The organism is Dolichospermum sp. UHCC 0260 (assembly GCF_009711985.1).
Taxonomy (GTDB): domain Bacteria; phylum Cyanobacteriota; class Cyanobacteriia; order Cyanobacteriales; family Nostocaceae; genus Dolichospermum; species Dolichospermum lemmermannii.
The window spans coordinates 1-12,460 of the sequence record NZ_VIKZ01000083.1; the positions used below are offsets into that span (position 1 = coordinate 1).

Genomic DNA, 12,460 nt, shown 5'->3' on the forward strand with positions numbered 1-12,460 from the left:
GTACCAAGGGGCTGCACCACCTCTATCTGGCCGATATCTCCAGTCTTTTCCTTCTGCTTCTACATCACAAAATAAATCAGCTTTATGGAGGGCAATAATTATGTGTTTGACTCGTTGACAATTCTGTTGTAAAAAGTCGAACCAGTTCTGTAAACCATTCACCCATTGATCACTAGTTGGTAATGTATCAATTGGTTGAAGATGATTAGCAGCAATATTTATGCGAGTGCTAGAAACTAGACTTTGGTGGGGAGGTAACATTAAAATCACGGCTTTACTTTCCTTGACTTTATTTTCCATTCCTTGCCAAGCTGCTGGATAATCTTTCCGATATTGGGGATTACTCCAAAACTCTCCAGGGGTATCAATCCATAAAATATTTAGTTGTCTTACTCCGGTAGCTGGTAAATCCACCTCCATGTTTAAGGTTCTTGTATCTAATTGTGCTGTACCTGCTATTTCCTTGGTGCTGGGATTGTATAAGTCACTAGCTAGGATATTACTGATTTTTACATATTTCCCATGTTCAGTCAAGGCTCTGACCATGCTGGTTTTTCCGGTTTTGCGATCGCCTATCACCACAATACTCATCTATTTTATACCCCACCCTGATCAAGTTGCTTGTATTCCACAGGAAAACCCGTATATGTTAATGTCTCTGAACCTAATACCCACTCCTGACGCGGTATATTCACCAAATCAGTCTCAACAATTCGCCCAGATAAAAAATGCAGTTTTTGATTATTTGAACCCCTTAGTGGTTGATTACTAATTTGCTGTTGTATAAATAAGCCATCTACTAATAAATCTATATGATTTAGTAACCGTTGACTATCAGGGATATTATTGAATTGTAGTTGTTGTAGTTGATACCCTGTCCAACAAATAACCGTCTTACCTACGGATTGGACGCGACGTGCTAAATCTGCCAAAGCCACAGCTTGAGCAAAAGGTTCACCACCGGAAATGGAAATACCCGCTAAATCTGGTAATGCTTGGAATTTTTGCCACATTTCCTCTACAGTCACCACCTGATTTAACTTAAACTGCAAATAGTCAGGATTTTGACAACCTAGACACTGAAAAGGACAACCTTGCACCCAAATCACCATCCGAGTTCCTGGACCATTAGCACAAGATCGAGGCAGCCAAGCGGCTATATTTAGCAATAGCGGTTTTGTCATCATTTACCATCTTAAATTAAGAGATTGAAACCCACGTAGGTGGGTTTTGCCTGTGTAGCCGCGATTTCTAATCGCCGATACTTTCAGAACGTCGCTCAGATGTATTCTTAAAATCAGACTCCATAGTTGTTTTTACGGAAATAATCCCCATGTCCACATTCCGCCATTCTTTGTCCACAGGTTCACCATTCCACTCAGTCCATTCCACCTGATAACCTTGCTGTTGAAACAGTTCAATCACATCAAAAGTCCGACTAGAACAGGAAGAATCACCTTCTTCATCATGAGGACCAGCTAAATCAATTTGTTGACCATCAAACTGAATTCGCATTTGCGTATTTACTCCCTCATGGGTTTCGATATTAATAACTACATCACCATCATTAATTTCCGTAATCTTGGCAACATAACCAACTTCTTGCCAAGATGCTACTAAATTTTTCGCCGCAGTATAAACTTGCTCTGCTTGAGATTCGTAGCTACTAATTTCTTGATGGAAAATTTCTATCTCTTCATCAGAAATACTCTGCCAACTATTACACAGATCATTTATTTTGATTTGTAATTGTTGAGTAATATGATTAGGAAGACTTGACTGTAAATTATTGAGTCTAGATTGCAGAAATTCAAACTGTTTTGTCCACTCTACTTTGAGTTGTTGAATTACCTGAATCCGCGCATCATCTAATGCTTGCAAGTAGGTTTGAGCATCAGTTAAATTATTATTTTGTAATGCCCTTTCCGTCTTCTGAATAGCTTGTTGCACACTTGCTGCTTCCAATAATTGCCGATCAATCAAAATTTGATATTCTGATTTAATCTTCGGTAATTGCCTTTTCAAATTCTGCACTTGTCTTTGTGCATCCTGAGATAAGGCTTTATTTACTTCAGTATTTATTAATTTAACCTGTTGAGGTTCTTGAACAACAATCTTTTTTCTAGTAGCACCAGAACGAAATTGAGCAATTTTTTGTTGTATATCTTGCTCTCTTTTAATAGCAGCTTCTCTTTCTTGACGTTTGCGTTCCTGATATGCTTGTAATGCAGAAGCTATACCATCAAAAAAACCGGGTTGTGATGCGGTAGAAATACCAGCAGTGACGTTAAATGTTTTTTGTCCACTCATATTCTATTTCCTGCTACTTGTTTTTTCTGATTTACTACTGTGGAGGCAAATTTTGGCAGCAAAGACATAATTAATTAAAATTTAATTCTTTTTTAAGAAAAATGTAACTCAAAGATATAAGTAGGTTAGCATTGAAAATCGTCGTTATGGCACTAGGCAAGAGGCAAGAGGCAAGAGGCAAGAGTGAAGAGGGTTTGGGCGATTTTACTTTTCGTTACATATTACTCTTCGAGAAGCCGCTCCGCGTCTACGGTTTTTTTCCGTTCACCTACTTATAGGGCTACTATTTGATTTTTGAACAAGCTGTAAACCGTAAACCCCATCGAATCAACGATTGAGTCTCAGTATAATGAACAACAATCAAACCGGATTCCTATATTAGTATATCTTTGAGTTACAATTATCTAAATATCACTTAATTGTTGCATAAAATTTACATTCGTCAGCAAACATCAAGGCTATTTACATTTCATTAAACAGCCCGAAACCGGGATCTAGATGAACTGTATTCTTGCCCAGAATACTCTTACAGCAGATTTCGCTCTAATGAGGTACAAACTTGAATTATGAAACTCTTGTAGTGCGGGCATCTTGCCCGCTGGATATGTACCTCATAACACCGGAAAGTGCTGTATGTGATATATTATCCCTACAAAATGCTCAATCTGGTGAACTGCAAAGCTGGACTCTTGACGACAACCACCAGTTTCAATCCAAGACAATTAAACTGATAAAATTAGCAAATTTAAGTTAACATTAATACTCCGCGCTGATTCCTACAACTGCTATGCTAAATCCCAATCTGGATGAAATCCAGTTGACGAAAGACGACTACGAACGCTATTCCCGCCACTTAATTTTGCCAGAAGTGGGCATGGAAGGGCAAAAACGCCTAAAAGCCGCCAGTGTACTCTGTATCGGTACTGGTGGACTAGGTTCACCATTACTGTTATATCTTGCAGCAGCAGGTATAGGCAGAATTGGTATTGTTGATTTTGATGTTGTGGATACCTCTAACCTGCAACGTCAAGTTATTCACGGGACATCCTGGGTAGGTAAACCCAAAATCGAATCAGCAAAAAACCGGATTCATGAAATTAACCCCCATTGTCAGGTTGATTTGTATGAAACTCGGTTGAGTTCCGAAAACGCCCTGGATATTATTCGTCCTTACGATATCGTAGTTGATGGCACTGATAACTTCCCAACGCGGTATTTAGTCAACGACGCTTGCGTATTGTTAGATAAACCCAACGTTTACGGTTCTATCTTCCGGTTTGAAGGACAAGCAACCGTCTTTAACTATGAAGGTGGACCCAACTATCGTGACTTATATCCCGAACCACCACCACCAGGAATGGTTCCTTCCTGTGCAGAAGGTGGAGTTCTGGGAATTTTACCGGGAATGATTGGGATTATTCAAGCCACAGAGACAGTGAAAATTATTCTGGGGAATGGTACTACCTTGAGTGGTAGACTAGTGCTTTACAACGCCTTGGATATGAAATTCCGGGAGTTGAAACTGCGTCCTAACCCCATCCGTCCAGTTATTGACAAGCTGATAGATTACGAACAATTCTGTGGGATTCCCCAAGCCCAAGCCGAAGAAGCGAAACAGCAGATGGAAATTCAAGAAATGACTGTGAAGGAATTGAAGGCGTTATTAGATAGTGGTGCAAAGGACTTTGTGCTGCTAGATGTGCGTAATCCTCACGAGTATCAAATTGCTAAAATTCCTGGTTCAGTATTAGTCCCTTTACCAGATATTGAAAATGGTGATGGTGTGGCTAAGGTGAAGGAATTACTCAATGGACACCGTTTAATTGCTCATTGTAAACTGGGTGGACGTTCGGCGAAAGCCTTGGCTATCCTCAAGGAAGCGGGAATTACTGGCACAAATGTGAAAGGGGGAATTAATGCTTGGAGTCAAGAAGTAGACGCTTCTGTTCCTCAGTATTAATAATTTTGGGCGGGATTGTTGATAATGTTTGGGAAAAACCTCTAACTATCCCCAATCTGATCTCAACAACAAGATACCCGATTTCTTGGATGATTCGGGTATCTTTTTATAGTTAATACATGGAAATATAATTTGATTTATGTATCTAATTTATACAAAAAAATCTTTAAAAAATACCAAAATTGTCTATTACTTATACTTCTTTTAAAGAGTAAGATGTCTAAAGTTTGCATAAACTTCATGGAAAATTTAGCTATAGCAGTTTCCGGGTAGGTGAGGTTAATTAACAGAATTGAGGGTAAATTTACTTTCAAAAATACTACTTTTGCAGCATCTATCATCACAGCAAATTGCCAAAACAATCATAAATTCCATTATGGATACGCTTTCCACAAATAATTCCAAGATTCTGATTGTAGATGACGATTCTAGTGTCCGTAACCTGATTCAGCGTTTTTTGAGTCGGAAATATCAAATAGAATCAGCAGCAGATGGTAAAACCGCTCTTGTCTTATTTGAGCAATTTAATCCCGCTTTAGTAATTTTAGACTGGAATCTACCAGATGCAAATGGCTATAAACTTTGCCAGGAAATGCAAAGTCGTACCAATGTGTTAGTCATGATGCTTACCAGTCGCAATGATGAAGCTGATAAAATTAAAGTCTTGGCTGCTGGTGCTGATGATTTTTTAACCAAACCATTTAGTCTAGCTGAGGTAGAAGTTAGGGTAGAAGCCCTATTAAGACGTGTTCGCTATATCCAGTCCAGTGTGTCACAACGCCTCACTTTCAATCAGTTAGCTATTAACTCAGAAGCGCGAGAGGTAACACTCAATAATAAAGCTTTAGCTTTAACTGCTTTGGAGTTTAATATCTTACATTTTCTAGCTACCCACCCTGGACAAGCATGGAGTCGTACCCAACTGATCCAAAAGATTTGGGGTTGTGATTATGTGGGAGATGGACGGGTTGTTGATGTGCATATTGGCCAACTTAGGAAGAAAATGGAAGTTGATTCTAGTATGCCGGAGTATATTAAAACGGTACGGGGTTATGGTTATAAGTTTGATCCACCAGACAACACCGCAAGTTAAATTTTGAAAAAAGGGTTGTTGGATAACTGAACAATTTGGTCAAATCTACTAATTAGTTCGGTGATGATATTGAGGCTTGATTAGATGATTAAGGTGATTAATTGGTAGATATTGGAGCTAAAGTCAGTCAGGGAATTGTATCTACTTAGGGGTTGGATAAAATCTTTAGTTTTTCTCTTTTACAGGATATTCTCAGAGTATTTCTCATCTTCTCTGGTTTTGTCCAAACTATCAGTTTAAAAATATCTATGCAAATTACTGTGATGACTTTTAATCTCCGCTATGACAAACCAGATCCTGGGGTGCGTCAGTGGAAAAAGCGTGTAGGGGCGATTGCTTCTTTAATTCAACACTACAAACCGGATTTATTGGGTACACAGGAGGGTAAATCTGATCAACTGGCAGATTTACAAGCACTCTTACCGGAATATAACATTATTGGGGGCGATCGCACTGGTACAGGAAGCGGTGAACATTGTGCAATTTTTTATAATCCCCAATCCTTTAAACTTCAAGAAACACAAGATTTTTACCTCAGTGATACTCCAGAAATTCCTGGTAGTATTACTTGGGGAACTCGTTTACCACGGATGACCACGTGGGCTAATTTTGAAGTTACTAATCCTGGTCTATCTTTAACTATATTAAATACCCATCTAGATCACGAAAATGCCAAATCTAGAGAGTTAAGTGCAGCTTTAATTAGTCAACGGTTGGCGGAATTTCCTCCAGAAAACTACTTACTTCTCACAGGGGATTTTAACGCCAATCCTGATACTCCAGAACGGCAAATTTTTCTATCCCCTCTAAGAAATGGTAAAAAATTACAAGATCCTTTAGCTACTCTTCCTCTAGAAAAACAGAAAACTTTTCACGATTTTACAGGGGAAGCTGGGGATGCTATTGATACTATATATTGCGATAGCTGCGCTTTTCAGACAGAACAAGTTATTATTGATCGTGAACAGTGGGAAGGGGTATGGCCTTCTGACCATTTTCCAGTGATTGTGAAATTAACAGTTTTCTAATTTGCATAATTCAAGCTGACTTCACGGTTACGGCTAACTGCAATCCCAAAGCATCAAGTACATTAGTCAAAGAATAAAATTCAATTTCTCCTTTTTCAGCAAGAATTTGGGCAAATCTATCGTAGGATTGCTGTACTGCTACGGAAAAATTATCAATTCCACCCTGAGCCTCAATCACATTTTTGAGTGCTTTATTTAACATAATAGGATCACCTTCTTCTATAACTACCTCAATATAAGCTGCTGCTTCTAGAGGATCTTGTAAGTATTTAATTAGTTTGGCGTGATAACTTGTACTTCTAGGCATTGTTTCGACTAGACTCTATACCCCTTCTTCACTAACTCCACAGCTAACTGGATAGCTGCTTTCATACTTGTCGCATCAGCAATCCCTTTTCCCGCAATATCAAAAGCCGTTCCATGATCCGGGGAAGTCCGCACAAATGGTAAACCAATGGTAGTATTTACAGCCCGATCAAAAGCCATCAACTTCACCGGAATTAAACCCTGATCGTGATAAAGTGCTAAGTAAGCATCAGCAGGATTTTTGATCACGGAATTACCATACCAAGCAATACCCGGTTTTACCCACATTGTATCTGGGGGCATGGGTCCTTCTAGCTGTAAATGCGGGCGTTTTTGGCGTTCTGATTCCAACCAGGGAATTAACCAATCTATTTCCTCTGTTCCCAGTTGTCCCATTTCTCCACTGTGGGGATTTAACCCAGCGATCGCAATTCTGCCATGTTTAATCCCAAAATCATTTGCTAAACACTCCACCAGTAAATCTAATTTCTTTGTCAACAACTGCGGTGTTAAAGTCGCAGCTACTTGAGATAAAGGAATATGGGTGGTAGCAAGTAGAGCGCGGAGTGTCCAACCGGTAAAAGGCGATCGCCCCACAAACAACATCCCAAACCGCTCAACACCAGCCTTTTCGGCTAAAAGTTCCGTTTGTCCCGGATAGTTGTAACCAGCGGCTTTCCAAGCAGATTTAGCGATAGGTCCGGTGACAATTCCATCAAACTCACCTGCCAAAGTTTGAGATATGGCATATTCCATATAAGCAAAACTCGCTGCACCACTAGCTGCATTTCCCACACCTGTGATAATTTCACCAGCAATAGGGACATCAACTATAGACAAATCAACCGGATTAGCCAAAGCTAGAGAATTCTCAATATTTTTACTGATATTTTCATAACTTTTAGTTAATAAAGTTCTATTCCCTACCACCATCACATCACAATTTTGAGTAACTTGAGGATCTGCCAAAGCCTTCAAAATCACCTCAGAACCAATACCCGCAGGATCTCCCAGGGTCAGCACCAAACGCGGACGGTTATTTTGATTACTCATGATTTTGTAGGGGCGGGGTTTCTCCGCCTATCTCCACTCATTCCCGATGACATCCCTAAATTGGTTTAGAATTATTGATAGGTCTAATCCAAATATTTCTGATAGACCTATTGTACCTGAGTTGTTAGAGTTAAAAATGAGATCTTAGCCTTCAAATCAAATTCAGCAGTCTCAGATAAATCAACAATCCACAAAGGAGCATTACAGCAAATGGGCGGCGAAATGTTAAATGCAGCGATGCTATCTTTCGGTCTAATCTTCGTAGGTTGGGCAATTGGCGCTTTGTTACTCAAAATTCAAGGCGCAGAAGAATAGAACGGAAGCAGGGGGAAGCGGGGGAAGTAGGGGAAGTAGGGGAAGTAGGGGAAGTAGGGGAAGCAGGGGAAGTAGGGGAAGTAGGGGAAGTAGGGGAAGTAGGGGAAGCAGGGGAAGTAGGGGAAGTAGGGGAAGAAAAATTAATTCTTCATCCTGACTCCTGACTCCTGACTCCTGACTCCTGACTCCTAACTCCTAACTCCTGACTCCTGACTCGGTGACTCCTGACTCGGTGACTCCTGACTCGGTGACTCCTGACTGGACACTGAGCGAAGTCGAAGTGCTGACTCCTATCTTTTATTAAAAAGATGTAAAGTTTTATTTAGATAACTAAATTCTGTTAAGATTCTTTTCATAAACATTAAGATATATAACCAACCCCATGACATTATTAATAGTTGGTGCAACTGGCACTTTGGGAAGACAAGTGGCTCGTCGCGCAATTGATGAAGGGTATAAAGTCCGCTGTCTGGTTCGGAGTCCTAAAAAAGCTGCTTTTCTCAAAGAATGGGGTGCAGAACTGGTACGGGGAAACTTGTGTAATCCACAAACCCTGACAGAAGCATTAACAGGTGTAACCGCAGTTATTGATGCTGCTACATCTCGTGCCACAGATTCACTAACTATTAAAGAAGTGGATTGGGATGGCAAAGTAGCATTAATTCAAGCCGCTAAAGCTGCTGGTGTAGAAAGATTTATCTTCTTTTCAATTTTAGATGCTGATAAATACCCCAATGTACCGCTGATGGAAATTAAGCGATGTACAGAAGCATATTTAGCAGAGTCCGGTTTAAACTACACAATTTTACGTTTAGCTGGATTTATGCAAGGGTTAATTGGTCAGTACGGCATACCTATTTTAGAAAAACAACCAGTATGGGTAACAGGAACATCCTCACCTATTGGCTATATGGATACGCAGGATATTGCTAAATTCGCGGTGCGGGCTTTGACTGTGACAGAAACAGAAAAGCAAGCTTTCCCAGTTGTGGGAACTCGTGCTTGGAGTGCTGAGGAAATTATTAATCTTTGTGAACGCTTATCTGATAGAGACGCAAAAGTTACACGAATGCCTATCAGTTTATTACGGGCTGTCCAAAATTTACTGCGCTGCTTTCAATGGGGATGGAATGTTGCTGATAGATTAGCTTTTACAGAAGTTTTAGCTGGTGGTAAAGCTCTAAACTCAGAAAATATGGACGAAGTATATACTGTTTTTGGTTTAGACAAACAAGAAACTACCACCTTAGAAGCATATCTACAAGAATACTTCAGTCGGATTATGAATAAGCTGAAACAGTTAGATTACGAAAAAGCCAAAAGTAAAAAGCTTAAAAGTAAAAAGACTCCCTTTAAACAATCCTCCAAAGCCAATAGTCAATAAATGTCAGCCGAATGGTGACATTAGGCTAAAATGTGTAACTATTAGATACAGAAAAATCATCCCTTAAACTTGGATATTTGAGTGTGCCGAAAGCAGGCATTATCTACAACGATGTTAAGCCGATAGCGAGTAGTGTCGCTATCGAACTAAAAGACAAGCTCACCGCTGCTGGTTGGGATGTATACATCACAGCGAGTATCGGTGGGATATTGGGCTATTCTCAACCAGATAGTCCAGTCTTGCACACCCCCATTGAAGGTCTTACGCCCCCTGGCTTTGACTCAGACATGAAATTTGCAGTGGTGTTAGGGGGGGATGGAACTGTGTTAGCAGCATCGCGCCTAGTCGCCCCCTGTGGTATCCCCATGCTGACGGTAAATACTGGTCACATGGGATTTTTGACTGAAGCTTATCTTAACCAATTGCCCCAAGCCTTAGAACAGTGTATGGCGGGTGCATATCAGGTTGAAGATAGAGCTATGCTCACCGTTAAAGTTATGCGGGGAGATACGGTAAAATGGGAAGCCCTCTGTTTAAATGAAATGGTGCTACATCGAGAACCTTTAACTTGTATGTGCCATTTTGAAATCGCAGTGGGGCGACATTCACCTGTGGATATTGCGGCTGATGGAATTATTGTTTCTACCCCAACGGGTTCTACAGCTTATTCTTTAAGCGCAGGTGGTCCAGTAATTACTCCTGGTGTCCCTGTATTGCAGTTAGTCCCAATTTGTCCCCATTCTCTGGCTTCTAGGGCTTTGGTGTTTCCTGATAGTGAACCAGTTAATATCTATCCTGTTAATATTCCCCGGTTGGTAATGGTGGTGGATGGTAATGGTGGATGTTATGTTTTACCGGAAGATCGGGTATATTTAGAGCGATCGCCCTATAGCGCCCGGTTTATTCGTCTCCAGTCACCGGAATTTTTCCGTGTGCTGCGGGAAAAACTCGGTTGGGGTTTACCACATATTGCTAAACCCAATTCTGTGGAATTGCCTTAGTTGTCACTTGTTCAGTTAGGTAAATGCCAACTTAGTGTAACTCGCACTTCTCCATTCGGTAAAACTGATATTTCCCATACACCATCTAGAAGTTCGTTGGCTATAGTATCCATGATTTTAGTACCATAGCCGCCTTTTTTGGGTCTATAAGTAGATGCTAAAATAGCTCCATCATTTGCTATTACTAAAGTACATTTATCTCCCTGTTGCTCTAAACTAACAAATACTTGGGTAGCCGTACCGTGAGGTGGTTGAGCGTGTTGGATGACGTTATTCAATGCTTCACGGAAAAAGCGGTAAATTTCTTCTCTGTGTTCAATCCAAATACTGTTGAATTGTGGTTCTTGAAGCGGCTGAATTTCTGTAATTACTTGTAGAGTTAATTTTCCAGAATTCACTAATTCTTGGATTGTGGTTTTTATGCCTATATCTAATCCTTTTTGAAGTATGGGAGTTACTACCATTTTTTCGGTTAAATCTCGAATATTGCTCAATTTATTTCTAATTTCCTGCCCTAAAGCTGTCAATTTATCTAAAATTAAATCTATATCTAAATCAGATTCTAATTCAATTTTATCCATTACCAATTTTAATTCTTGTAAAGCCCCATCATGGATATCAGCAGCAATCCGATTGAGGATTTTGCGGGTGCGGGAAAGAATCGCTTCTTGTTCAGCCGCTTTGAGTTGGGTAATTTGATAGTTTTGTAATGCAATAACCTCTTTTTGTCGTCCAAAAATAAAATAGATAAAAATAGATATTCCTGTTATTATCCACACTAATAAAGGTTGAATAATCAATAAGATCCATTTACATTTCCAAACAATTAAACATGGTCCCAAGTACCCGCTAAATATTGCAAAAACTATTAATAATAAACGCCAATTTTGATAATTATAAATACCGATACTTATTAAAAATCCTCCTAAAATAACAATTATAAACTCAACCCATTTTGATGGTATTTGTAAAAATGAATCTGTCATTAAACTAGCCATGATATTAGCCTGAATTTCTACCCCAGCCATACTATCACCGAAAGGTGACAACATAGCCATTGTTTGGACGTTGTTCGCTTCTACAAAACCAATGAAAACAACTTTATTGCGGACTTGTTGAGAGAGTTTGAGAGGAGACGCAACTAGACATTTTTTATCTTTATTAGGTTGACAAATAGATGTTAATTCCAGAAAAGGAAAAGTTCCCGACTTTCCCCAAAACTTGATTTTTACGGGAGTTGTAATTTTAGCAAGTCGTGAGGAAAGATGAACTTTTTGCTCTTGCTGTTCCCACTTTTCTAAAGCTAGAAGGGTATTGGATTTAAAGGTTTGAATTTGGTCAATTTTTTCTGAGAGAAAGAACGGACTGACTAAATGGGAACTTCGAGCCGTACTACCTAAATGTGTGGGTGCTTCTGCTTCCGGTTCGTATTCAAAAAAACCCTGAATAGTCTCAGGAGGTATTAAAGGTTGAAGTCGTTCACTATCAAAAGGGAGAAGATGATTGTAGATGAAAAATTTTGGTTTTTTAGAATTAGTAATTGAACTGGTGCGTGTGACTAAAACAATTTGCTTATGATGATTTTGTACAAGATTTTTTAAAGGTTTATTGATTGATTCGGTAGTTTTGATTGGGTACTCAAAATCTGGTGATTCTTCCCAGTCATTGTGGAGATTCAAAACGACGACGGAAGCACCAGCTTCTAAAAGATACTCTACTAAATCTGCATAAAATAATCTTCCTAAAGATAGCTTTTGATTGGCTAAATCCTGGGGTTGAATTTTTACTAATATAATTTCTGGTGGTGGAGTTTTTGGCTGGTTCAATCTCAGGAAAGTATCTTGAAGTTGTAATTCCAATTTCTGAACTACAGGAATTTGGGAAAAGATGAAATTGTAGAATACACTGCAAGTTATTCCTAAGCTGAGAAATTTAATTTGCGAACTTTTTCTCCACAACATTTGATTACTTATTGACATCTGTATTCATTCAGAACCCCGATTTCTCTAA

General features: G+C 39.4%; 13 protein-coding genes. 7 read left to right on the forward strand and 6 right to left on the reverse strand.

Annotation, left to right across the window (positions count from 1 at the left end; all coding sequences use genetic code 11):
• From FJR08_RS21630 to FJR08_RS21640, 3 genes are all read right to left on the reverse strand, one after another.
• Positions 1-591 (reverse strand): GTPase domain-containing protein (locus FJR08_RS21630; protein WP_168634532.1); only part of this gene is annotated, 591 nt, incomplete at its 3' end.
• Between the two features lie 5 nt (positions 592-596).
• Positions 597-1,184, reverse strand: a complete 588-nt coding sequence (locus FJR08_RS21635; protein ID WP_217357549.1) for a 4Fe-4S single cluster domain-containing protein — start codon at positions 1,182-1,184, stop codon at positions 597-599.
• 67 nt (positions 1,185-1,251) lie between these two features.
• Entirely contained in the window at positions 1,252-2,310 is a 1,059-nt protein-coding gene (locus FJR08_RS21640) for a hypothetical protein (protein WP_168634534.1), read from the reverse strand.
• A 787-nt stretch (positions 2,311-3,097) separates the two neighbouring features.
• Here FJR08_RS21640 and moeB point away from each other — a divergent pair.
• The 3 genes from moeB (at position 3,098) to FJR08_RS21655 (ending at position 6,391) form a co-directional block, all read left to right on the forward strand.
• A complete protein-coding gene (gene moeB, locus FJR08_RS21645) occupies positions 3,098-4,270 on the forward strand; it encodes a molybdopterin-synthase adenylyltransferase MoeB (RefSeq protein WP_168634536.1) in 1,173 nt (390 codons plus the stop codon).
• 376 nt (positions 4,271-4,646) lie between these two features.
• A complete protein-coding gene (locus FJR08_RS21650) occupies positions 4,647-5,363 on the forward strand; it encodes a response regulator transcription factor (RefSeq protein WP_168634538.1) in 717 nt (238 codons plus the stop codon).
• Positions 5,364-5,515: 152 nt separating this feature from the next.
• A complete protein-coding gene (locus FJR08_RS21655) occupies positions 5,516-6,391 on the forward strand; it encodes an endonuclease/exonuclease/phosphatase family protein (protein ID WP_254434374.1) in 876 nt (291 codons plus the stop codon).
• A gap of 10 nt (positions 6,392-6,401) precedes the next feature.
• Here the strand turns inward: FJR08_RS21655 and FJR08_RS21660 are convergent, their stop codons facing one another.
• Both FJR08_RS21660 and pdxA read right to left on the reverse strand, forming a co-directional pair.
• On the reverse strand, positions 6,402-6,698 hold the full coding sequence (locus tag FJR08_RS21660) for a DNA-binding protein (protein ID WP_168634540.1): 297 nt from the start codon (positions 6,696-6,698) through the stop codon (positions 6,402-6,404).
• An 8-nt stretch (positions 6,699-6,706) separates the two neighbouring features.
• Entirely contained in the window at positions 6,707-7,750 is a 1,044-nt protein-coding gene (pdxA, locus tag FJR08_RS21665; protein ID WP_168634541.1) for a 4-hydroxythreonine-4-phosphate dehydrogenase PdxA, read from the reverse strand.
• A gap of 210 nt (positions 7,751-7,960) precedes the next feature.
• Here pdxA and FJR08_RS21670 point away from each other — a divergent pair, with 210 nt between their 5' ends.
• The 4 genes from FJR08_RS21670 (at position 7,961) to FJR08_RS21685 (ending at position 10,450) form a co-directional block, all read left to right on the forward strand.
• Complete coding sequence (locus tag FJR08_RS21670) at positions 7,961-8,065, forward strand: PetM family cytochrome b6-f complex subunit 7 (protein WP_015078782.1); 105 nt, start codon at positions 7,961-7,963, stop codon at positions 8,063-8,065.
• Positions 8,017-8,229 carry a hypothetical protein gene (locus FJR08_RS21675; protein ID WP_168634543.1) on the forward strand — a complete coding sequence of 71 codons (213 nt, stop codon included), beginning with the start codon at positions 8,017-8,019 and terminating at the stop codon, positions 8,227-8,229. The genes FJR08_RS21670 and FJR08_RS21675 overlap by 49 nt, the downstream gene beginning before the upstream one ends.
• A 218-nt stretch (positions 8,230-8,447) precedes the next feature.
• Complete coding sequence (locus FJR08_RS21680; RefSeq protein ID WP_168634544.1) at positions 8,448-9,449, forward strand: SDR family oxidoreductase; 1,002 nt, start codon at positions 8,448-8,450, stop codon at positions 9,447-9,449.
• Positions 9,450-9,532: 83 nt separating this feature from the next.
• Complete coding sequence (locus tag FJR08_RS21685) at positions 9,533-10,450, forward strand: NAD(+) kinase (RefSeq protein WP_168634546.1); 918 nt, start codon at positions 9,533-9,535, stop codon at positions 10,448-10,450.
• A gap of 11 nt (positions 10,451-10,461) precedes the next feature.
• Here FJR08_RS21685 and FJR08_RS21690 read toward each other — a convergent pair whose 3' ends face one another.
• Positions 10,462-12,429 carry a CHASE2 domain-containing protein gene (locus FJR08_RS21690; protein ID WP_168634547.1) on the reverse strand — a complete coding sequence of 656 codons (1,968 nt, stop codon included), beginning with the start codon at positions 12,427-12,429 and terminating at the stop codon, positions 10,462-10,464.
• Positions 12,430-12,460: the final 31 nt, after the last annotated feature.

Coding starts and splice junctions, on each gene's coding strand:
- FJR08_RS21635 (WP_217357549.1), bottom strand. CDS start 1,184: ATGACAAAACCGCTATTGCTAAATATAGCCGCTTGGCTGCCTCGATCT.
- FJR08_RS21640 (WP_168634534.1), bottom strand. CDS start 2,310: ATGAGTGGACAAAAAACATTTAACGTCACTGCTGGTATTTCTACCGCA.
- moeB (WP_168634536.1), top strand. CDS start 3,098: ATGCTAAATCCCAATCTGGATGAAATCCAGTTGACGAAAGACGACTAC.
- FJR08_RS21650 (WP_168634538.1), top strand. CDS start 4,647: ATGGATACGCTTTCCACAAATAATTCCAAGATTCTGATTGTAGATGAC.
- FJR08_RS21660 (WP_168634540.1), bottom strand. CDS start 6,698: ATGCCTAGAAGTACAAGTTATCACGCCAAACTAATTAAATACTTACAA.
- pdxA (WP_168634541.1), bottom strand. CDS start 7,750: ATGAGTAATCAAAATAACCGTCCGCGTTTGGTGCTGACCCTGGGAGAT.
- FJR08_RS21670 (WP_015078782.1), top strand. CDS start 7,961: ATGGGCGGCGAAATGTTAAATGCAGCGATGCTATCTTTCGGTCTAATC.
- FJR08_RS21680 (WP_168634544.1), top strand. CDS start 8,448: ATGACATTATTAATAGTTGGTGCAACTGGCACTTTGGGAAGACAAGTG.
- FJR08_RS21690 (WP_168634547.1), bottom strand. CDS start 12,429: ATGTCAATAAGTAATCAAATGTTGTGGAGAAAAAGTTCGCAAATTAAA.